This is a genomic window from Streptomyces venetus, from assembly GCF_039540295.1.
Lineage (GTDB): Bacteria > Actinomycetota > Actinomycetes > Streptomycetales > Streptomycetaceae > Streptomyces > Streptomyces venetus.
Window position 1 is genome coordinate 215,545 of sequence record NZ_BAABET010000011.1, and the last position, 21,849, is coordinate 237,393.

The following is a 21,849-nucleotide window of genomic DNA, read 5'->3' on the forward strand; positions in this document are numbered from 1 at the left end:
TCGACACTTCCGCAAGGTGTGATCGATGAAATCCGTTGTTTGCATCCCTCGCAACTGCGGATTCCGCACGTACGAAGGGTGAGGGGGTGTTGAAAACGTGGTCCGGCCGACTAGGGTGGGTGTCTCAAGTACTGGACATCCGAACTGGAGGGCCGGCAGTGAGCACCGAGCTTCGTCGTCTGCGCAACTACATCGGCGGTGAGTTCCGGGACGCCGCCGACGGACGGACCACCGAGGTGGTCAATCCCGCGACGGGTGAGGCGTACGCGACCGCTCCGCTGTCCGGGCAGGCGGACGTGGACGCCGCGATGGCGGCGGCCGCCGAGGCCTTTCCCGGCTGGCGCGACACCACGCCCGCCGAGCGTCAGAAGGCCCTGCTGAAGATCGCGGACGCCTTCGAGGAGCGCGCCGAGGAGCTGATCGCGGCCGAGGTGGAGAACACGGGCAAGCCCATCGGGCTGACCCGCTCCGAGGAGATCCCGCCGATGGTCGACCAGATCCGCTTCTTCGCGGGTGCGGCGCGGATGCTGGAGGGCCGCTCGGCCGGTGAGTACATGGAGGGCCTGACCTCCATCGTCCGCCGTGAGCCGGTCGGCGTCTGCGCGCAGGTCGCGCCGTGGAACTACCCGATGATGATGGCCGTGTGGAAGTTCGCCCCGGCGCTCGCGGCGGGCAACACGGTCGTGCTGAAGCCGTCCGACACCACCCCGGCCTCGACGGTCCTCATCGCCGAGATCATCGGCTCGGTCGTCCCCAAGGGTGTCTTCAACGTCATCTGCGGCGACCGTGAGACCGGCCGCATGATGGTCGAGCACCCGGTCCCGGCGATGGCCTCCATCACGGGCTCCGTGCGGGCCGGCATCCAGGTCGCCGAGTCCGCCTCCAAGGACGTCAAGCGCGTCCACCTGGAGCTCGGTGGCAAGGCGCCGGTCGTGGTCTTCGAGGACACCGACATCGCCAAGGCCGTCGAGGACATCTCTGTCGCGGGCTACTTCAACGCCGGGCAGGACTGTACGGCCGCCACGCGCGTGCTCGTCCACGAGTCCATCCACGACGAGTTCGTCTCCGCGCTGGCCAAGGCCGCGTCCGAGACGAAGACGGGGCAGCCGGACGACGAGGACGTGCTGTTCGGGCCGCTCAACAACCCCAACCAGCTCGCGCAGGTCGAGGGCTTCATCGACAGCCTGCCCGCGCACGCGCGCGTGGAGACCGGCGGCAAGCGGGTCGGCGACAAGGGCTACTTCTACGCGCCGACCGTCGTCTCGGGTCTGAAGCAGGACGACGAGATCATCCAGAAGGAGGTCTTCGGCCCGGTCATCACCGTGCAGTCCTTCCGCGACGAGGACCAGGCGGTGGAGTGGGCCAACGGCGTCGAGTACGCCCTCGCGTCCTCCGTGTGGACCAAGGACCACGGCCGGGCCATGCGGATGTCCAAGAAGCTCGACTTCGGCTGTGTGTGGATCAACACGCACATCCCGCTGGTCGCGGAGATGCCGCACGGCGGCTTCAAGAAGTCCGGCTACGGCAAGGACCTCTCGGCGTACGGCTTCGACGACTACACGCGGATCAAGCACGTGATGACGTCGCTGGACGCGTAAGCGCGCGGACAGACTGCTCGCGGCCCCGGACGATCGGTTTCCGTCCGGGGCCGCGGTGTCGTTGCGGGGCTGTGGCGTTGTCCGGGGCTGCGGTGTCGTTCCGGGGGTGCGCTCAGCCGCTGTTCGCGCTCGACGGGCCGAAGAACTCGATCTCGGCGATGGACACCTGCTTCTTCGCGGAGGTGCCGTAGGCCGAGTCGATGGTGAAGCGGACGGCGGACACCTCGCCCACGCGGAAGGCACGACGCTGCGGGCCGGCGCCCTGGTCGAGGGTGAGCTTGCGCGTGGTCGTCTTGCCGTCGGCGCCCGTGATGGTGGCCGTGACACGGTGCGGGAGCGCCGACTTGCGCAGGTCCTCGGCGCGGATGGAGACGCCCGGCGTGATGATCAGGTCCAGCAGGCGGGCCGGCTGGTCGAAGCGGGCCTCTATCCACTGGCCCTGGCCCGACTCGGACACGCCCGGGCCCCACCAGGTGTCGTTGAGCTTGTCGAACGCCAGGTCCGGCTTGTGGCCGGGGTAGTGGCGGGAGGACGTGTAGCGGTCCGGGGAGACAGGGGCGCGCTTGGCGAAGTGGTCGCGGGTGGCCTGGACGCCCTCGGGGATGTTGAACGCCAGGACGATCAGCAGGGTCAGGACGATCGCGGCGGCCAGCCAGGACAGGACACGGTCGAAGGCGCGGCGCAGCGCCGGGCGGTCGCCCGCCCAGGGGGCCTCCTTGCTGCCGAAGGGCCCGAACCGCCGCCACCAGGGCAGCCGGCCCGGGGTGGGTGCGTCACCGGCCATCGGCATCGCACACCGGGCGCAGAAGTGCCGCTCGGGGCGGTTGCGGGTGGCGCACCAGGGGCAGGGGGCGCCGCCGTCGACGCCGTGTTCCTCGCCGGGGGCCCGGACGGTCTGCGGGCGCTGGGGGGTGGGGCGGCCGGGGAGGACGGGGGAGACGGCGGGGGGCGGGGCGGAGTCGGGTTCGGGCTCGCTGACCGGGACGATGAGGCGGCGGGCGCGGGTGTTGATGCCTTGGGTGGTGGACGGGTCCGGGTCCGGGCTCGGGTCCGGGTTCCGGTCCGGGTCCGGGTTCGGGGTGGCCGGCGGGACGGGTTCGGTGGGGGCGGTGTCGTCCGGGGCCGGGTGCGGGGAGGCGTGCGGGTGGCTCGTGTTGTCGGCGGGCCGGGTGGAGGCGGTGCCGGGTTCCGGCCGGTGGGCGGCCGGGGCTGGGGTGGCTTGCGTCGCACTGCCCGTGCTCAGTCGGTCCCGCGAGGTGTGAGGGAGGCCCGCGCCGCCGTCCGGGCGGGAGAACGCGTCCCGGCCGGGGGTGGCGGCCTGTTGGGCGGAGGCGGCCTCGCGCGGCGAGCCGTCGGGGGCTGCTGGGGCTCCGGTGGCTCCGGTGACCTCGGGGGCGCCGGATTCCCCGGAGGAACGGGACGTGGAACCGGCAGCACCGGAACTTCCGGCCGCGGCGGCGGACCTGTCCGTCCAGCCGAGTACCGCGCCGCACGCGTCGCAGAACGACTGGCCCGGTTGCGCGCGGGTGCCGCAGTCGGCGCAGTTCTGGGGGGTCGTCATGGTTGCGGGGTCCTTTCGGCGGTCGCGGTCACCTGGACCGTGTACGGCATGTGGGCGGGGCGGGCGGCGGACACCAGGGTGTCCAGGCGGTGGTGGTCCGCCGTGGTGGGCGCGGGAAGGCGCAGGTGGACGTGGAGGCGGGGGCGCGGATCCCCGGGGAACGGGCCCAGCGGGCGGGCGCTCCAGTTCGCGGCGCCGCTCTCCGTGATCTCCGGCGCCACCCCGAAGGCGAGCCGCACCGTCTCGGACAGCCCGCGCCGGGTGCCGCGGATGCGGTGCAGATACGCGGCGGCGGCAACGGCGGCCCGCAGCAGCGGCTCCGGTTCGCCGCCCTCGGTCTCCGCGCCGACCCAGTTCCCCAGCCACTGGGTGAAGTCGAGCGGCGCGAGGGAGGGCCGGAAGTAGGTGTCGAGGCAGTCCAGGACGCTCAGGATCGGCGCGACCACGTCGTCGAGCCCGGCGACGAACCGCTGGGCCAGGTCGTCGTCGGCGAACACCGCCGGCAGCATCGCCCCGATCGGCGCGGAGGATCCGAGGCCGTCGATCGAGCCCCTCATGAGGAACCGTCTCCGATCACCCGGACGCGGTGGTCGAAGGAGAAGACCAGCGACGGCGCCGACAGGTCGATGCGGTCCGTCGGTTCGCCGCGTTTGCCGGTGAGGGGGTCGGCGGGGTGCAGCACCACCTCGTCGACCAGTTCGACACCCGGCACGCGCTGGAGGACCGCGAACACCTCCCCGGCCTGGACGGGCCGCCCGAACGGCCAGCCCTTCCCGTTCGCGCCGCCGGTCAGCGGGTCGAGATGCCGGTACAGCGCGTCGTGGGCCTGCCTCCGCACCCGGTCGGTGTCCACACCCCGGAAGGCGTGCACCGTGGCCACCACCGTGATGCCCTGGTAGTACGGCGGCCCCACGGCCAACCGGGTCCCGATCAGGCGCCGTTCGTCCAGATGCCGGGTGATGCGCTCCAACAGGGCGTCACCGGGCACCAGTTGCTCGAAACGGAGGCGGCCGCCGGGGTCGGGTACGGCCTGCGGCACGACCAGCACCCGTACGGCGTAGGCTCCGTGCTCGCCCTCCTTGCCCTCCAGGCAGGTGATGCGCGCGGTCTCGGGGGCGGCGCGGCGGGCCAGTTCCTCGTAGTCGCGCAGGGTCACCGCCCGCTCCTGGGCGCGCAGGGTGATCGGGGCCCGGACCTTCGCCTCCTCGACCGTCTCCCCGTCCACCCCGCCGCGCGCGGCCTCGCGGTTGACGACCTCGGAGACGTAGGGGATGGAGGTGCGCAGGATCTGCACCGCACCGCGCGCCACGTTGCCCGCACGGCCGCCGCCGGTGCGGTAGCGGCGGGCCCGGACCGGGGCGCCTTTGGGGGCGACCATCCCGTACTGCCGCAGGGAGCCGTCGGGTTCGCGCACGGCCGGGCCGAACGCGATCTCGCCCGTCGTCGCGTCGAGGGTGATGTGCCGGTCGTACGGCCCGGACGAGGCGAAGTTCGGGACGACCCGCCAGTCCGTCCAGCCGTCGTGCTCGGCGGTCTGCAGCAGCACCGGCGGGTCGTCGCCGACCACGGGCGCGTGCGCCAGCCGCAGCCGCTGACCCGGCAGCCCGGTGGACTCGCCGAGCGCCTCGTCGTACACCGTCTCGGCGTGCACGGTGGCCGTGGTGCCGCCGATCGTGAACGCCTCCACGGACCGCACGGTGGGCGAGGTGGTGTAGAACGGCTGGTCGGGCAGGGGGTCGGTGACCCGGCAGCGCAGCCATCCGGCCTCCTGGCCGGCGTTGCGGGACAGCACGTGACCGCCGGGGACGTGCAGCACGACCTCGCCGGGGCGGTTGAGGCCGCCGGTGGCGTCCCGGTCGACCTCGCAGGGCTGCCAGCCGTCCGCGGTCCACGCCTCCCACACCAGCGGCGGCTGCCGCGGGTCCACACCGACACCGTCGACCCGGCTGTCCAGGTCCAGGGCGAGCGCGCAGTGCGGCACCGCCGCGGTCAGACCGAGCAGCATGCAGTCACCCGGGCCCGGCGACTCGGCGAAGCACAGCACGTCCTTGTCCCCGGCGGCGAGGTCGTGCGTCCGGTCGACGGCCGGCTCGCCCCGGTGCTGCACCAGCAGATGGCGCAACGCGCTGGGCACCACCGTGAGTTCGCCCTCCGTCGCGAAGACGACGGCCTCCTCGCTCTCCGTGCGCAGCGTGGCGACCTCCGTGCCGACCGGAACCCGCACCGGCTCCTCCTGCGGTGCCGACAGCCAGAACGTCACGTCCGTGCGGGCCGCGGACGGCGGGAACAGGGTGATCCCGACGAGGTCCAGGAACGCCAGGTGGTTCTTCTCCGGCACCCGGTTGAGCCGGTAGACGATCTGGTCGGCCATGTGGGCGACCGTCTCGACGAGGGTGACGCCCGGGTCGGAGACGTTGTGGTCGGTCCACTCCGGGGCGCGCTGCTGGATGTAGCGCTTGGCGTCGTCGACGAACTGCTGGAAGCGGCGGTCGTCGAGGTTGGGTGAGGGCAGGGCCATCAGCGGTCGCTTTCGGGGGCGGCGCCCGCGCCGGGGGCGTCGGGCTCCTCGTGGGACGGAATGACGTAGAAGGGGAAGACCAGGCTGCGGGGGTTGTTGGTGCCGCGGATCGAGTAGCGGACGTCGATGTAGAGCACGCTCTGGTCGGTGCCGGCGCTGACCTCGACCTCGTCGACCTCGATGCGCGGCTCCCAGCGGTCGAGGCTGACGTACACCTCGTGCTGGATCCGGCCCGCGGTCTGCTCGTTGACCGGCGCGAACACCAGATCGTGGATCGCGCAGCCGAATTCCGGCCGCATCGGCCGCTCGCCCGGCGCGGTCGACAGGACCAGCCGGATCGCCTCCTCGATCTCCCGCTCCCCGCTGACCAGCGCGATCCCGCCGGTCGGCCCGATACGCAGCGGGAACGACCAGCCGGAGCCGACGAACTGCTCGGCCATCAGTGGGCCACCTGCCTTCTCCTCATCCTGACGATCTTGAACAGCTCGACGGTCGTCACGGCAGCGGATAGGGCTTGCTGTTGACCAGCACCGCGCCCTGCAGCGCGATGGTGATCGCCCGGATGCCGACATTCGCGACGGTGTTGACCTGGACCGTGCCGCCCGCGGTGAACGTCGCGGCGCCGAGCGCCTTGAGATTGAGCGCGCCCATCGCGTCCACGGTGACCGCTCCGCCGAGCGACTTGAGGTTGACCAGCCCACGGCCCTGGATGTTGACCAACCCGCCGCTCTTGATGTTCACGGACCGCCTCGCGCTCAGCGTGAGATCGGTACCGGCCTCGACCGACACCGACCGGCTGCCCTTGATCTTCACCGACCCCTTGCTGTCCACCACGATCTCGGTATTGGTCCGGTCCAGGTTGATGGTCAGCTGCTTGTCACCGGAGGCCAGCCGGACACCCTGCTTGCGCAGGCCGGTCTTCTGGCTGAGCAGGTCCATCCGGTTGCCGTCCCGGTCGGAGACGGTGTGCCGGCTCGCCTTCTTGCGGACGGTGTCGTGCAGCGGCACGTCACCGACCGTGGTCGGCTTGTCCCGCCCGTTGTAGAGACCGCCGATCACGAACGGATGGTCCAGGGCGCCCCGGTCGAACGCCACCAGCACCTCGTCGTTGACGTCCATCGGGAACACCCCGCCGCCGCCGAGACCGCCCATCTGCACGGTCCGCGTCCAGTCGCTGACGTACTTGTCGTCCAGCCAGGGGAACTGCAACCGCACCCGCCCCTGCTTGAGCGGGTCGTTCACGTCGGTGACCAGCGCGTTCGCCACGCTCGGCATGCGGGGTGCGCTCTGCGACCCGCCCGAGGCCAGCCCGTACAGCGAACGCCACTGCCGGCCGCTGACCGTCACCCACGCCTCGTAGTGCTTGCCGTCGCCGAAGTCGTGCCGCACCGAGGTGACCGTGTACTTGCCCTCGAAGGGCACTCCGACGTCGGCCAGCGCCACCGGAACTCCCGGCCGCAGCTTGGGGTTTCCCCGTGCGACGACCTCCAGCTCGGCGAACGAGCCGGTGACGTCGTCGGCGAGCGCGTCGGCGGCGAACCGCACCTCGTTCTGCTTGTCGTAGGGCGTGCCCGTCTCCACGAGCGTCGCGGCCTGGAACTTCCCGGCCGCCGCGCCCGGCGAGGTGCCGATGCTGATGCCCGGGTTGCCGGTCGCCGCCGCGGTGGCGGTCAGCTTCTTCTTCGTCGTCACGTCCCAGCCGCGCGACTCCACCATGGCCACCTGGTCGGCTGCGGTGACGGCGGCCCGCAGGCGCAGGATGTCGTGCCCGCCTTGCAGGACGAACGGGCTCTTGTCGCCGTCGGTCTCCGGGGAGGGCGCCCCGGAGGCCGACTTGGGCTTCACGAACTGGAACTTGCCGTCCGCGTCCACCGACATGACCATCTCGTTCTCGTCGGCGAGCCGGGCGAGGAAGTCCCAGTCGGTGACGTTGGACTGGCTGATGAACTCGTACACCGTCTTCGTCGAATCGATCCGCCCGATCGGCACTCCGTCCTTGCCGGCGAGCTTGCGGGCGATGTCGGAGGCGCTCTGGTTGCGGTAGGCCGCCACCCGGCGCTGGCGCAGCAGCCGGTGCCCGACGTCGTAACCGCGGACGACGGTGTAACTGCCGGTGCCGTCGTAGTCGGCCTCCAGGCCGGTGACCTCGCCGGTCAGCAGCGGGTTCCCGGCGCCCTCGCCGTCCGCCACCGGCGCGAACACCACCTTCGTGCCGAAGGTGATGTTCAGCTTGCCCAGCAGCAGCCGGTACGGGTCGCGGAAGGTGAGCCGGAACGCGGCCGGGACACCGACCCCCTGGTCGACGTAGCTCTCCACCAGGTCCGGGGCGAACTCGGGCGGCAGCGGGGCGCCGCCGATCTTCACGTCGACGACGCTGGAGAACGCGGACTGCACCATCAGTAACGCACCTCCTCGGCGGCCGGCAGCACCAGTTCGACGCCGTTCGGCAGCCGCGCCGGGTCGTCGATGCCGTTGGCCTCGGCGATGGCACGCCAGGCGGCCGCGTTGCCGTACTCCCGCCAGGCCAGCGACTGCAGGGAGTCGCCCGCCACGACCCGGTGCACCCGCCGCGCGGTGAGCGCGCCGGAGGTCGGGTTCTGCCTCTTCGTCTTGCTGGCGATCTCGTGCAGTTGCAGCCGGCAGGTGGCGCGGATCGGCACGCCCGTCGTCGAGAACAGCGTGTAGTCCGCCTCCACGGAGCTGACGTACGCCGTGAACCGGGCCGTCGAGAACGAACCCCACTGGAAGACGACCCAGGGCGGCGACGGCTGCTTGGCGGCGAGGCTCTTCGCCGTCACCTCGCAGCAGGCGAGCAGCGAGTCGACCTTCTTCAGGACGGTGTTGCTGTTCGGCTCGTCGGAGGAGTCGAGGAAGATCTCGACACTCATCTCCCGGGGCTCGGCGCCCATGAACTCCGGGAGCGGGCCGACGCGTTCCATCTGCGCGGGAGTCGCCTTCCACTGGGCCCGGCGGCTCAGCGACAGCTGCGCCGGGTTGAAGTCGAAGTCGAACGTCTTGATGATGCCGCCGGGCGTTCTGCTCTTGCCCTTCGGCGGTTCGTGGATGGCGAGTGCGGCGCGAATGAGGCTCTTGCCGGCGCCCCGCCTGCTGCCCTTGGCCATGATGTCCCGGTTCCTCCGTCAGTCCGTCAGTCCGTCGTTCTGCCAGACCGTTCAGTCCGTGAACCCGTGGTGGGTGATCTCCAGCACCTCGGTCGCCACGGCCGGGTTCGCCGGGTCGAGGGTGGGGCCGGTCCAGCTGACGGGCAGCACCTCGATGAGCCCCCACCGCGCGACTTCCGACCCGTCCGCGCGCAGCGCCGTGATCTGGGCGGTGGGCCGCTTGATCCCGGTCTGCAAGGACGAGATCCACTTGGCGACCTTCGTGGTGTCCGGGGTGAGCGGGCGGGTCAGCCGGATCGTCGAGAACGACACGCGGGTCGGCAGCTGCCAGACGAAGCCGTTGTTGCCGCCCTCCTGGCGCTGCTCGATCTCCACCTGCGAGGACAGCCCTTCGCATCCGTTGAAGTAGCCGAGGCTCTCGCCGTCGATGCTGAGGGTGAACCAGATGGTGGATCCCGGATCCTGGCGGGACATCGGGGGCCTTTCTTCGGGGTCAGTGGCGGGGGTCGCGGAGTCTGCCGATGCGTTCGCGGTCCTGGCGCAGTTCGGTGCGGATGAGGCGGGTGATGCGGCCTATGAGGCGGTGGACGAGTTCGTCGAGCTGGAAGTCGGTGAGTTCGCGGGGGTCGAACGCGCCGGTGGGGACTGCCTGGTAGGCGGGTGGGGGTGGGTCGGTCGGGTGCGTGGGTGGCGAGTACGCCGGTGGCGGGGGCGGGGGTGAGGAAGCCGTGAGGGAGTAGGGAGGTGGCGGCGGTGGGGCGGTGGGTGCGGGTGGCTGTGTGGGGGGCGCGGTGTGGCGGGTGAGGGTGGAGGCGACCGTTGCGGCGGCGGCCGCGGCGAGGGCGCCGGTGGCCGAGGTGGCCGGCTTCGCCGGGGCCTTGGTCGAGGTCTTCGACTTGCGGCCGAAGCGTTGGACGCTGGGCGTCGAGGAGGGTGAGGTCGGCTCGTGGGGCCGGGGTGGAGTGAGGGGTGCGACCGGGAGGGGAGCCTCGGGGACTGCGGCGGCTGCGGCCCCGATCGGCTTGGTGAGCGGGGCGCCGACGGGGGAGCGGCGGGTGGTGGTCGGGGCGGGCGGAGTGGTGCGGGGTGTGCCAGGGCTGGTTTGCCTGGGCGCGGTGGGGAGCGGGGCGCCGAGGCCCGAGCGGGGCGGGCGGGGCGGGCGGGGGGTGGTGCCGGGTGCCGGTGCGGAGGCGGTGGGTGTCGTGGTGGCGACGGTGGCCGCGGGGTGCTGAGGGCGTGCGGCGTCGGACGGATGCCGTTGGACGGTGGGGCTCGGCGCGTCTGGGGACGCGGTTGCCCGTCGTGGGGTGCCGGGGGTGCCGGGCGTGGTCGGCGGGTGGCTCGTCCGGCTGCCGTTGCCGGGGGGTGCGGGTGTGGGCTCGCCGGAGGGCGGCTGTGGGGTGCCGGGCAGGCTGGTCTGCTCAGGGGCAGGGGCAGGGGCAGGGGCAGGGGCAGGGGCAGGGGCAGGGGCGTGGGCGGCCGGGCTTGCGGCAGTGGACGGTACCGCGCGACGGCCCGGTGGGCGCTGGTGGGTGGACGGCCGCTGCACGGGACGGGCGCCGGACTCCGTGTTGGTGCTCCGGGGTTCAGGCGTGGGCCTGCGACTGGGAATGGGACCAGGCCGGGAGGCCGTGGTGGCGGTGGCGGTGCGCCCGTGGTGGGTCTGCGGCGCAGTGGCGTTGTGGGCAGGAGGGAGAGGTGCCCGTTGTACCTGGGTGCCCTCGTTGTTCCGCTGTGGCTTTTGGGGCTTGGGGGTGCCGACCGGGGGTGTACCGGGCTCGGCTGCCGTGGGTTCGGGGGCTTCGGCCGTAGGAACTTGCGCCGGGGTGCCGCTCGTCGTCGTGGGTGATCCGCCCGCTGTGTCGGCGGTGGTCTGCGCGGGGCGTATCGGTATGGTCGGGGCCTGCCTGGGCAGGGCGTGCCGCTGTACGGCCCGAGCTCCCGTCCCGGTCCGTGCCTTCGTCAGGGAGCCCGGCTCGGAGGGAACGGCGGCCGGTCGGGCTGGCCGACCCGGAGTATCTCCAGGGGCGGTTGAGCGCGCGGGCGTTCGGGCAGGGGCTGTGGGCGCGGCCGGGGGCGGCGGCGCGCTCGCGAAGGAGGCCGGTCGCGTCGGTTCACCCTGAGAAACCGGAGGGACAACGGAGCGCACGGATTGACTCACCGGAGCCGCGGGGGCAGCTGAGCGCAGCGGCTCACCGGCCGGGGCGGCTGGGGCTGCGGGGCGTGCGGTGTTCTCCACGGGAGTTGCTGGGGCTGCGGGGCGCGGGGTGTTCACCGCGTGAGTTGCTGGGGCTGTGGGGCGGAGGGGTTTCTCCGCGGGAGTTGCTGGGCCTGCGGGGTGCGGGGGCTTGTGCACGGGAAGTGCTGGGACTGCCGGGTGCACGGACTCGTTCGCGGGAACAGCTGGGACAGCCGAGCGCCCTGCCCCACCCGCCGGGGCCGCCTGGCTGGAGCCGCTCGCACCGCCCGTGCCCGTTTGCCGGCCCGGACGCGCGGGCGCGGATGACGGCGTGCCGACGGGAGCCGGCACGGTCCCCGCACCTGCCGCCGAGCCGTTCGTCCGGCTCTCCGAGGTAACGGGGCTCACGCCGACGCCCGCGTCGGGCGACACCCGTGACGACAGGCCGCCCGGCGACGCCGCCCGGCCACCGCTCCTGGGCATGCGCTGCACGACGGGCCCGTTCCCTGTGTCTTGGTGACCGCCGGTCGGTGGATGCCTGGTTGGGGCCTTGGCCGGGCCGGGGTTTCCGGAGGTACCGGTCGCCCCCGGAGGCGTGTTGGGGGTACTGGTCGCCCCCGGTGGCAAGGTGGGGGACGGCGGTGGCGAGGCGGCTGTCTGCCCTTCCTTGGTCAGGGGCTGTACGACGGGTCCGGTTCCCGTGCCTTGGTGACCACCGGTCGTCGGATGCTTGGGCTGTACGACGGGCCCGCTCCCCGCGCCTCGTTGACCAGTGGCCGCCGAATGTTTGGCAGGAGCCTTTGCAGCGCCGGGGTTTCCGGGGGTACCGGTCGTCGCCCCCGGAGGCACGGCGGGCGACACCCGTGACGACGCGCCGCCCGGCGACACCGCCCGGCTCCCGCCGCCACTCGGCACCCGCTGCACGACGGGTCCCTTCCCGGCGGCCTGCTGAGCACCTGCCGGCGAACGCCCGGCCGCAGCCCTTCCGGCACCAGAAGCCCCGGGCGCGCCGGTCACTCGCGACGACCTGCCCGGAGATACCACCGGGCCACCGCTCCTGGGCACCCGCTGCACGACGGCTCCGCTCCCGGTGACCTGCTGACCACCCGCTGCCGAAGGCCCGGCCGCAGCCCTTCCGGCACCAGAAGCCCTGGGAGAGCCGGTCACCCGTGACGACGCGCCGCCCGGCGACACCGCCCGGCTCCCGCCGCCACTCGGCACCCGCTGCACGACGGGTCCCTTCCCGGCGGCCTGCTGAGCACCTGCTGCCGAAGGCCCGGCCGCAGCCCTTCCGGCACCAGAAACCCCGGGCGCGCCGGCCACTCGCGACGGCCCGCCCGGCGACACCGCCCGGCCACCACCGCCACTCGGCACCCGCTGCACGACGGACCCGCTCCCGCCGCCCCGTCGGCCACCTGTCGCAGGACCCCTGCCAGGAGCCCGTCCACCAGCCGGAGTCGGGGGAGCAGCCGGCACCCCCGGTTCCCTCGGCGGAAGCGCCCGCAGCGGCACTGCCGGTGCCCGCTCCGGCACCGGCTCGTGCCCGGCCATGGGCAACGCACCCGCGTGGCGCTCCAGGCCGGACACCGGACGGGCCGTCGTGGGGCGCGGGACGTCGCCGAGTACGGCGCTCGACCGGCCGTCCAGGACCGTGTGGGACGCCGTACCGGTGAACGACGGGTTCTGCCACGTCGGCAGCCGCCCACCGAACCCGGCATCCGCGACCCCGGCGCGCTGCCCCGGAGCCAGGGCGCGCTGAATCGGCGGCAGCTTCAGCCAGGAGGCGGCCACCACCGGGCGAGGCTGCGCCCCGGGGCCGCCGCCCCCTTCAGTGGACGGCACCTCCGGGACCGGACCCCCGCCCCCACCGGCAGACGGGGCCTCCGGAACAGACGCCCCGCCGTCCTTCCGCCCTCGCGCCCGGACCCGCTCGAAGAACCCCACTCCTCAGCCCTCCGCTCCGGCCCGCGTCACGAGGGACGCGATCTGCTCGGTGAAACGGCGGCGGTCGTGGTGCTCAAGGTTCAGGATGTCGTCCATGCTCCAGTGGAAGTGGTAGGCGACGTACGCGATCTCCTCGTGCAGCCGGTCGGTCGCGTACGTCACGATTCCCCCAGGCGGCTCCCGCCGAGTTCCACCTCGAAGGGCTCGGAGCAGTGCGGGCACTCCACCGCCGCCCGGGTGTGGCCCTCGGCATTGATCTGGCGGTAGAAGTCCTGCAGAAACGCCAGGTCCGAGGCGAACATGTTCTCCACGATCCCGTCGTGGACCATGGGCAGCGTGCCCAGCCGGGTGATCACCCGGCCGAGCAGGACCACCGACAGGTACGCCGGGTTCTCCTGGACACGGACGTCCCGCAGGGGGACCAGCTCGTCGCGCGCCGTCGACAGGCGCATCACCCCGTCGCGGTGGACGGTGCCGGACTCGTCGACGTAGCCGCGCGGCAGCTCGAAGGGGAACTCGGTGCGCAGGTGGTCGCGTTGCGGAGGCGGCGCCTGGGCGGCGGAGGCGGGGGAGTCCGCGGCCGGGACGGGTCCCGGCCCGGGCTCCGTCCCCGCCGGTACGCCCGCCGGTGTCTCCGCCGGGGCGGGCGCCGCCCCGCCCGCCCTCGCAGCCGTACGCCGCATTACTCGATGACCAGTTCTTCGAACACGATGGTCACGGTCTCCGTCAGGGCGGCCGCCTCCCCGGCCTTCACCGTGCTCGTGTCGATCTTGCTGCACCAGGCGTTGCGGAGGTTGTACCGCTTCACCGGGTTGTCCTCGAAATCCATCATGATGATCGAGGCGTTCTTGCGGGCCGTCGCCATCCGGCCGGCGATGGAGTCGTTGATCCACTGCGTGAACGACGCCGACTGGGTCATACCGCGCACGACGGTGCACTGCCCGTTCTTCTGCACGCCCGGCAGCAGGGACACCTCGGGCCTGCCCTGCGCGGAGTTCTGCTGGTAGGTGATGACGTCCTGTTCGAGGGTGAGGCCGCTGACCTCGGCGAGGTACTCGACCATCACCCCGTCGATCTGCAGGCCGAAGTTGTGTGAGGTGAGGGCGTCACCCGGCTGGAGACTCATGCGTTCGCTGTCCTTGTGAAGGAGGTGGAGGAGGCGGTCAGTGGCGTACGGGGGCGGGGGCGGACGGGCGGGTTACTCCTCCAGCTCGCCGCTGCCGCTGGAGAACTGCGCCAGCCGGAAGATCACGAACTCGGCGGGCTTCACCGGGGCGATGCCGATCTCGCAGATGACCCGGCCGACGTCGACCGACTCCGGCGGGTTGGTCTCCTCGTCGCACTTGACGTAGTAGGCCTCCTCGGGCCGCTGGCCGAAGAGCGCGCCACTGCGCCACTCGTTGACCAGGAACGCCGAGATGTTGCGGCGGATGCGGGCCCACAGGTTGTGATCGTTCGGCTCGAACACCACCCACTGGGTGCCGATCAGGATCGACTCCTCCAGGTAGTTGAAGTACCGGCGGATGTTGAGGTAGCGCCAGGCCGGGTCGGAGGAGAGGGTGCGGGCGCCCCACACGCGGATGCCGCGGCCGGGGAAGGCGCGGATGCAGTTGACGCCGATGGGGTTGAGCAGATCCTGCTCGCCGCGGGTGATCTGGATCTCCAGGTCGACGGCGCCGCGCACGACCTCGTTGGCGGGCGCCTTGTGCACCCCGCGCTCGGAGTCGCTGCGCGCCCAGATGCCGGCGACGTGACCGCTCGGCGGCACGAGCCGGGACTGGCCGCTGGCGGGGTCGAAGGTCTTGATCCACGGGTAGTACAGGGCGGCGTACTTGGAGTCGTAGCCGGCCGTCTCCTGACGCCAGACCCGGATCTGACGGGCGTTCAGGCCCGGCGGCGGGTCGATCACGGCGACCCGGTCGCCCATCAGCTCGCAGTGCGCGATCAGCCCGAGCTGGACGGCCTTGACGGCCTCCAGGTCGATCGCGCCGCGCTGGTAGGCGGCCATCAGGTCGGGGACCGCCACCATGGAGATCTCGTCCACGGCCTCCAGGCCGCCGAAGCCGGTGCGGTCGGCGGAGTCGCCGAGGTACTGGGCCGGGCCGGGGTGCGAGGCGTCCGCCGTCTCGACCGGGGCGGCCGGTGCGGGCGCGGGGGCCGCCAGCGCCACCGTCTGGTTGTCCGGGCGGGCCAGCTGCGCGGCCGGCGCGGCCTCGGTGACGGTGATGAGCTTGGAACGCTCCTTGACCTGGGTGACGACGTAGTTGCGGCCGCCCTTCTTGGCCGTCACGTCGAACGTCTCGGCGGCCTTGCCGCCGTCCTTGACGATCAGTTTGAACCGCTCGGCGGGGCCCTCGCCCTCCGGGTCGGCGACCTCGACGCTCAGATCGCCCTGGGCGATGGCGGTGACGGTGAAGGTGCCGAGCTGCTTCGGCTCACCCGCGGGCAGCTCGGCCGGGGCGGCGCCGGACCGGCCGGTGACGGCCGCGGGGCCCTGGTCGGCGCCGGCCGACGTGCCCTCGGCGGAGCCGCCCACCCGGACGACGTACGCGGCGGAACCGCCGTTGTTGAAGAAGCCGTAGACGGAGTGCGCGAGGTAGTACCCGTCGGTGAACTCACCGAACGCCGCGACGTACTGCGTCCAGTTGGTCACCAGTGTCGGCTCGTTCAGCGGTCCGGTCGGCGCGAGCCCCACGAAGGCCGCCACCGAGGTCCCCACCCCCTCGATCGGGCGCGAGCCGCTGGCCACCTCCTCGACGTAGACGCCGGGCGACAGGTAGGACGGCATGCTCTGCTCTCCTCGGGGTACGAGACACGAAGAGCTCTCACCCTCGCGCGCGGCGGAGCGCCCCGGAAACGGCCTCCGGTGCCGGAGCGGGGGCAATCCGGTTGCCCGCGAGGGCAGGATCCGGGCGGGTGCGCGCCCTCATGAACGCCGATTTCCGCGCCCGGTTCGTCCTGACGGCGAGCGGGGCACAGTCCCTCGCGACCTGACGGCCCCGCGGCATGGTCCTTTCGGTCAGGCCATCGTGCCCTCGCGCTTCCTGACGTGCCACCGGCGCCCCGGCTAGCGTCGCGACAGTGAGCCTGTGGACTTCCCTGGAACCGGCCTCCGCGACCGTCGACCCCGGTGGCAGTACGAGGGTGCGGTTGCGGTTGCGTAATACCGGTGATGTCGTCGATGAGTACCGTTTTGAAGCGGTGGGGCCGGTGGCGCCGTGGACGACGGTGGAGCCGTCTTCTCTGCGGCTGTTTCCCGGTACGACGGGGTCGGTGGAGCTGACGTTCGCGCCGCCGCGCAGTCCGGATGCGACGGCGGGGCCGAACCCGTACGCGGTGCGGATCACGCCGACGGAGCATCCGGAGGCGACGACGGTTCCGGAGGGGAATCTGACTGTCACGCCGTTCACGGAGGTGCGGGCGGAGTTGGTGCCGCCGACGGTGAAGGGGCGGTTCCGGGGTCGGCCCCGGCTGGCGGTGGACAATCTGGGCAACACCAAGCTGACCGCTTCGCTCAGTGGCAGTGACAACGGCGATGAGCTGTCCTACGACCTGCATCCGGCCAATGTGCAGATCGAGCCGGGCCGGGCCGTGTTCGTGAAGACCACGCTCAAGCCGAAGAACATCATCTGGTTCGGGGCCAAGGAACAGCGTCCGTACACGCTGGAGGTGCTGCGCTCCGGCGTCCAGGCCCTGCCCGTGGAGGGGACGTTCGTCCAGCGAGGCTTCCTGCCGCGCTGGCTGGCCACCTTCTTCGGTGTCTTCCTCGGCCTGGCGATCACCTTCGTGATGCTGTGGATCGCCTACAAGCCCGCCGTGACCAGCGAGGCCGAGGGCACCGTGGCCGCCGGTGCCACCCTCGCCCCGAGTGCCTCGCCGACGCCCTCACCGGTTCTGCCACCGGCCCCCACGCAGACCAGCGCCCCGCCGTCCCCCGACGCCGGCGGGGCGGGCGGCGGCTCCGGTGGCGGTGGCGGTGGCGGTGGCGGTGGCGGTGGCGGAGCCCCCACGGTGACGGCCAAGCCCAAGGCGGACACGGCGGCGACCGCGGTGAACCGCCTGGCCGCGGGCGACCCCGGCGGACGGCACATCTGCTACCGCGCCTTCGTCCAGGGCGAGGGCTGGCAGAAGCCGGTGTGCGACGGCACCGTCAGCGGCACGGTCGGGCAGAACAAGCCGATCAAGGCGCTCAACGTGGCGGTGTACGGCGTCGGTGGGTCCGCCGGAAACGTCATGGTGCACGACCCGCAGTCGACCAACGGCCAGGGCAAGTGGCGGCCGAGCTGGACGGCGATCGTCGCGGACGGCAAGGACAACTACATCGGCGGTACGAAGAGGGACACCCCGTTCCTGGTGAACTTCGTCTACAACGTCGGCTCCGGCCAGGCCTGCAACGAGGCCAAGGTCCGCGACCGCGACTGGAGCGGCCAGGTCTGCAACAAGGCGCGCCCCGACCTCAACACCGCCGGGACCTTCGACAACTCGCTCTGGCTCGAAGCCATCAAGCTGACGGTGTGAGGACATGACTCTCTGGACTTCCCTGGAACCGGCCTCCGCGACCGTCGACCCCGGTGGCAGTACGACGGTGCGGTTGCGGTTGCGTAATACCGGTGATGTCGTCGATGAGTACCGTTTTGAAGCGGTGGGACCGGTGGCGCCGTGGACGACGGTGGAGCCGTCTTCTCTGCGGCTGTTTCCCGGTACGACGGGGTCGGTGGAGCTGACGTTCGCGCCGCCGCGCAGTCCGGATGCGACGGCGGGGCCGAACCCGTACGCGGTGCGGATCACGCCGACGGAGCATCCGGAGGCGACGACGGTTCCGGAGGGGAACCTGACTGTCACGCCGTTCACGGAGGTGCGGGCGGAGTTGGTGCCGCCGACGGTGAAGGGGCGGTTCCGGGGTCGGCCCCGGCTGGCGGTGGACAATCTGGGCAACACCAAGCTGACCGCTTCGCTCAGTGGCAGTGACAACGGCGATGAGCTGTCCTACGACCTGCATCCGGCCAATGTGCAGATCGAGCCGGGCCGGGCCGTGTTCGTGAAGACCACGCTCAAGCCGAAGAACATCATCTGGTTCGGCGCCAAGGAACAGCGCCCCTACACCCTCGCCGTGCAGCGCTCCGGCGTCCAGGCCCTGCCCGTGGAGGGGACGTTCGTCCAGCGAGGCTTCCTGCCGCGCTGGCTGGCCACCTTCTTCGGGATCCTGTTCGCCCTCACGCTCACGTTCGTGATGCTGTGGATCGCCTACAAGCCCGCGGTCGGCACCAAGGCCAGGCCCTCGGCGGCCGTCGAGGCCGGCAACACCCTCGCCCCGCCCCCGAGCCCCACCCCTGCCCTCACCTCGGCACCGCCGCCACCGTCGCCGACTCCACAGGAACCGGAGGGCGGAGACGGCGGTGGCGGCGGTGGCGGCGGTGGCGGGGGCGGCGGGGCCGCGCCGCCCCCGGCCAAGAAGCCCCCGAAGCCCGTGGTGCCGGCGACGAACGTCGTGCTGCGCAACACCACCACCAAGCGGTGCGTGGACGTCCCGGGCTACGAGGCGGGCCAGGCCGAAGGCCCCGTACGCCAGTTCACCTGCAACGAGACATCGCAGGACAACCAGCTGTGGGACCTCGACGTGAAGTTCCCGGAGAGGGGTCCGGGCGGCAGCGCGCTCTTCCTGATCCGCAACGTCAAGGACCAACTGTGCGTGGACCTGCCGGCCGAGGGCGCGGCTCCGGTGCGGTCCCCGATCCAGGAGTACACCTGCGACGGCTCGACCGACGACAACCAGTTGTGGTGGGTCGACAAGCAGGAGAGCGGCGCCTACTGGATCCGCAACTTCGCGAGCAACAACAAGTGCCTGGACGTGGCCGGTTACAGCACCGGCGTCAACGACACCAACCTGACGCTCTTCGACTGCTCCAACACGGACGACCAGGAATGGGACATCGTCCGCCCGTCGGAGGGATGACGGGCGGGCCCTGACCCCGCAAGGCCGGCCGCTACCAGGTGCCTTCCCCCGGCACCAGGCGGCCGGCCTTGCGGTACTCGCGGCGGGCGCCCTCCAGCAGGTCGGCCGCAGTGACCGGTTCCTCCCGTCCGGAGGCCAGGTAGGCGGCCGTCACCACGGCACTGCGGATCGAACCGCCCGCCAGCTCGAAGTCACGGACCACCGGCCCCAGTTCGATGCCGTCCGCGCTGGGTACGTGCGACAGGCTGTGCCGCCACAGGGCGAGGCGCTGTTCCGCGTCCGGGAACGGGAAGTCGACCACCAGGTCCAGCCGCCGGGTGAACGCCTCGTCGATGTTGGCGCGCAGGTTGGTGGTGAGCAGCGCGATGCCGTCGAAGGACTCCAGCCGCTGGAGCAGATAGGCGCTCTCCAGGTTGGCGTACCGGTCGTGCGCGTCCTTCACCTCGGACCGCTTGCCGAAGACGGCGTCGGCCTCGTCGAAGAGCAGCACGGCATCGGTGCGGTCGGCCTCGGTGAAGATGCGTTCGAGGTTCTTCTCGGTCTCTCCGACGTACTTGTCGACCACCGAGGACAGCTGGACCACGTAGAGGTCGAGACCGAGGTCGGCCGCGACCACCTCCGCCGAGAGCGTCTTGCCGGTGCCGGACTCGCCCGCGAACAGGCCGAGGACACCTCTGCCCCGGCCGCCGCCCGCGCTGAGCCGCCAGTCGCCGAGGACACGGTCGCGATGGCGGGCGCGCAGGGCGAGTTCGCGCAGCTGGGACAGGGGGCCCTCGGGCAGGACCAGGTCCCGCCAGTCGACGGCGGGCCGGATCCGGCGGGCGTGCTGCTCCAGGCCCGAGGCGGACTGCCGGCGGGCGGCGAGCCGCAGATGGGCGGGGGACAGCGGGGCGCCCTCGAACGCGGCGAGGCCCCGCGCCGCGCGGACGGCACGGGTGATGTGGTCGCTGGCCAGGCGGTACGGGGCCACGGTTGCCGCCAGGTCGAAGTCCGGCTCGCCGCCGAGGGCGGCTGCCCAGGCACCCACCGCGCCCGCCCGTCGCGGGGGCGCGTCCAGGACGAGCGGGTCCCCGTCGCACCACTGGGGGTCGTACGGGCCCGTCCCGGTGACCAGCACGGGCACGTCGGCCGCCTCGGCCAACTGCCGGAAGAGCGCCGCCGGTTGCTTCGGCAGCCCGGTGACGACGACGGCGTGTCCGCACAGCCGGGCCTCACGCAACAGCTCCGGAACGCGGTCCTCGGGGCCGGAGAACCGCACGGCGGAGACCCCCGAGGCGTGCAGCGCCGCGGTGACACACGGCAGTCCGTCGCCCTCGCGGCGCTCCCGGAGGTACGCGGTGACCGGCGGGCCTGCGGTGAGCCGGCCGGCCAGTCGGTGGACGAAGCGGGAGAACTCCGTGTCGTCCATCTCCGGGGTGTCCGGCGGTGGTGCGGGCAGCGGATGCAGATGCCCGGTGAGCGCCCCGTCGGGGGTGTCGTCGCCGAGCAGATGCGCGACGACCCGGTCGGGCACCCGCAACGAGCGGCTGAGGAAGGGGCGTTCGGGCTCCTCCACGGTCAGCAGCCCGAGGGCGGCCAGCGGGGCCGTGGGGCGCAGCCGGGCGCGGGCGCCGGGCAGGTGGACGGGCACGCCGCACAGGTCGAGGGCCAGGGCGACGGTGGCCCGGCGCCTGCTGACGTCGTCGTTGAGGTAGCCGTACAGCGGCTCGAAGCCGCGGTCCAGGTCCGGGGCGAGGGCGGTGAGGAGCAGCGCGCTGTCCAGCGCTGTCAGACCCAGCCGTGCGGCCAGCCCGGCCAGACGGTCACCGGGCGGCCCCCCGGGCCCGGGGAAGTCGAGCGGTAGCGGCTCGGCCGGCCGCAGCAGGTGCCGTACGGCCTCCTCCGAGAGGTACAGGCCGCGCAGCGGGTCGCCGACGGTGGGGTCGTCGGCGGAACGGTGCTCGACCAGGAGGGAGACACGGTGACGCAGTTCGGAGAGCCGGTCGAGGAGGGCGTCGCCGGGGGAGGGGTGCCGGCCTTCCTGGCCGGGGTTTTCCGGGCGGGACCTCTCCTGGCCGGGGCCCGCCGGCCCGCTGCTTGCCGGGCCGGGGTCTTCCAGGCCGGGATCGGCCGTGTCGGGTCCCGGGGATCGGGTCGTCATGTCGCCGTGTTCCGTCCTCGTGCGCGCAGTGCGGACCTCCGGGCCTCCTTCGCCGCCGCCACCTGCCGGGGCCGGTGGGCGCGTTCCTCCGTGCCGGGGGGTGTGCCGTCGAGGGCACGCGTGCGGACCATCGCGCCCTCGGTGACGGGCGGCCCGGCGTCGTACTCGGGGTAGGCCGGGAAGGGCGCGGTGATCACCAGGTCCAGGGAGGGCTTCAACTCGCCGCCGAGCGCGGACCAGATCTCCGCGAGGGAACGCGACTCCGTCTGGATGCCGGCCACCGACACGGGGATCGTCAGTCCCAGCGCGGCGAGCGAGGAGGGCAGTTCGGAGGGCGGCAGCAGCTCCCGCGGGATCAGCGTGGCCAGTACGGCGGACAGCAGCCGGTGTTCGTCCTGGGGTTGTTTCGTCCACGCCGTCACCAGGTACGACAGCCGGAACCAACGCGGCGGCTGACGGCGTTTGACGACGATGTCCCGCTCGTCGTGGACCGGGACATGGCCCCGCTGGCGCCGGTTGATGTCCTCGCGGATGTCGTACAGATAGGCGTTGATCGTGGGGGAGTTGCGGCGGGCGGCCCAGTCACGGGTGGGCGCGTCCAGGGCGACGTCGATGCCGGATCCGGCCAGCGCTCCACCGCTGAGCAGGCCCTTGAGGACCTCGTCCACTTCGTGGATCACCGATGTGCTCCCGCTTCCGCCCTGCCGTGCCGTTCTCGTCCCCGCGTCACCCGCTGCCCCGCCCCGACCGATCGTGCCTTTCATCCCGTCCACGCCCGCAGGGGCGCCGGGGACGGCGGCAGGGCAGAAAGCGCTGCCCTCAGGGGTGAATTCG

At 72.3% G+C, this 21,849-nt stretch carries 17 protein-coding genes; 3 read left to right on the plus strand and 14 right to left on the minus strand.

Going from position 1 to position 21,849, the window contains the following annotated elements; translation table 11 throughout:
* The first annotated feature begins 158 nt into the window (after positions 1–158).
* On the plus strand, positions 159–1,598 hold the full coding sequence (locus ABEA82_RS31805) for a gamma-aminobutyraldehyde dehydrogenase (RefSeq protein WP_345665167.1): 1,440 nt from the start codon (positions 159–161) through the stop codon (positions 1,596–1,598).
* A 112-nt stretch (positions 1,599–1,710) separates the two neighbouring features.
* Here ABEA82_RS31805 and ABEA82_RS31810 read toward each other — a convergent pair whose 3' ends face one another.
* The 12 genes from ABEA82_RS31810 to ABEA82_RS31865 all read right to left on the minus strand — a co-directional run bounded on the left by ABEA82_RS31810 (position 1,711) and on the right by ABEA82_RS31865 (position 15,710).
* Entirely contained in the window at positions 1,711–3,159 is a 1,449-nt protein-coding gene (locus ABEA82_RS31810; RefSeq protein WP_345665168.1) for an NADase-type glycan-binding domain-containing protein, read from the minus strand.
* Complete coding sequence (locus tag ABEA82_RS31815; protein WP_345665169.1) at positions 3,156–3,716, minus strand: phage tail protein; 561 nt, start codon at positions 3,714–3,716, stop codon at positions 3,156–3,158. Before ABEA82_RS31815 ends, ABEA82_RS31810 begins: the two co-directional genes overlap by 4 nt.
* Positions 3,713–5,677: a putative baseplate assembly protein gene (locus ABEA82_RS31820; protein WP_345665170.1), complete on the minus strand. Its 1,965-nt coding sequence runs from the start codon at positions 5,675–5,677 to the stop codon at positions 3,713–3,715. Before ABEA82_RS31820 ends, ABEA82_RS31815 begins: the two co-directional genes overlap by 4 nt.
* Positions 5,677–6,117, minus strand: coding sequence for a GPW/gp25 family protein (locus tag ABEA82_RS31825; protein ID WP_345665171.1), 441 nt, complete (start codon positions 6,115–6,117; stop codon positions 5,677–5,679). Before ABEA82_RS31825 ends, ABEA82_RS31820 begins: the two co-directional genes overlap by 1 nt.
* Positions 6,118–6,172: 55 nt before the next feature.
* Positions 6,173–8,074: a VgrG-related protein gene (locus ABEA82_RS31830; RefSeq protein WP_345665172.1), complete on the minus strand. Its 1,902-nt coding sequence runs from the start codon at positions 8,072–8,074 to the stop codon at positions 6,173–6,175.
* Complete coding sequence (locus ABEA82_RS31835; RefSeq protein ID WP_345665173.1) at positions 8,074–8,799, minus strand: CIS tube protein; 726 nt, start codon at positions 8,797–8,799, stop codon at positions 8,074–8,076. Before ABEA82_RS31835 ends, ABEA82_RS31830 begins: the two co-directional genes overlap by 1 nt.
* 51 nt (positions 8,800–8,850) lie before the next feature.
* Positions 8,851–9,273, minus strand: coding sequence for a phage tail protein (locus tag ABEA82_RS31840; protein WP_345665174.1), 423 nt, complete (start codon positions 9,271–9,273; stop codon positions 8,851–8,853).
* Positions 9,274–9,292: 19 nt separating this feature from the next.
* A complete protein-coding gene (locus ABEA82_RS31845; protein ID WP_345665175.1) occupies positions 9,293–10,348 on the minus strand; it encodes a hypothetical protein in 1,056 nt (351 codons plus the stop codon).
* A 2,577-nt stretch (positions 10,349–12,925) separates the two neighbouring features.
* Positions 12,926–13,084, minus strand: coding sequence for a DUF6760 family protein (locus ABEA82_RS31850; RefSeq protein ID WP_345665176.1), 159 nt, complete (start codon positions 13,082–13,084; stop codon positions 12,926–12,928).
* Positions 13,081–13,605: a hypothetical protein gene (locus ABEA82_RS31855; protein WP_345665177.1), complete on the minus strand. Its 525-nt coding sequence runs from the start codon at positions 13,603–13,605 to the stop codon at positions 13,081–13,083. The genes ABEA82_RS31850 and ABEA82_RS31855 overlap by 4 nt, the downstream gene beginning before the upstream one ends.
* Positions 13,605–14,048 carry a phage tail protein gene (locus tag ABEA82_RS31860; RefSeq protein ID WP_003993305.1) on the minus strand — a complete coding sequence of 148 codons (444 nt, stop codon included), beginning with the start codon at positions 14,046–14,048 and terminating at the stop codon, positions 13,605–13,607. The genes ABEA82_RS31855 and ABEA82_RS31860 overlap by 1 nt, the downstream gene beginning before the upstream one ends.
* A 72-nt stretch (positions 14,049–14,120) precedes the next feature.
* A complete protein-coding gene (locus ABEA82_RS31865; RefSeq protein WP_345665178.1) occupies positions 14,121–15,710 on the minus strand; it encodes a phage tail sheath subtilisin-like domain-containing protein in 1,590 nt (529 codons plus the stop codon).
* Positions 15,711–16,003: 293 nt separating this feature from the next.
* On the opposite strand from ABEA82_RS31865, the gene ABEA82_RS31870 reads away from it, so the two are divergent.
* Positions 16,004–17,440 (plus strand): COG1470 family protein, encoded by a 1,437-nt coding sequence (locus ABEA82_RS31870; protein WP_345665179.1) that lies wholly within the window; start codon positions 16,004–16,006, stop codon positions 17,438–17,440.
* A 4-nt stretch (positions 17,441–17,444) separates the two neighbouring features.
* Complete coding sequence (locus tag ABEA82_RS31875) at positions 17,445–18,875, plus strand: RICIN domain-containing protein (RefSeq protein WP_345665180.1); 1,431 nt, start codon at positions 17,445–17,447, stop codon at positions 18,873–18,875.
* A gap of 31 nt (positions 18,876–18,906) precedes the next feature.
* Here the strand turns inward: ABEA82_RS31875 and ABEA82_RS31880 are convergent, their stop codons facing one another.
* Together ABEA82_RS31880 and ABEA82_RS31885 are read right to left on the minus strand one after the other, a co-directional pair.
* The gene (locus tag ABEA82_RS31880) at positions 18,907–21,015 is read right to left on the minus strand and encodes an ATP-binding protein (RefSeq protein ID WP_345665181.1); all 2,109 of its coding nucleotides are present in this window, start codon (positions 21,013–21,015) and stop codon (positions 18,907–18,909) included.
* A complete protein-coding gene (locus tag ABEA82_RS31885) occupies positions 21,012–21,695 on the minus strand; it encodes a Pvc16 family protein (RefSeq protein ID WP_345665182.1) in 684 nt (227 codons plus the stop codon). The genes ABEA82_RS31880 and ABEA82_RS31885 overlap by 4 nt, the downstream gene beginning before the upstream one ends.
* Between the last annotated feature and the right edge of the window lie 154 nt (positions 21,696–21,849).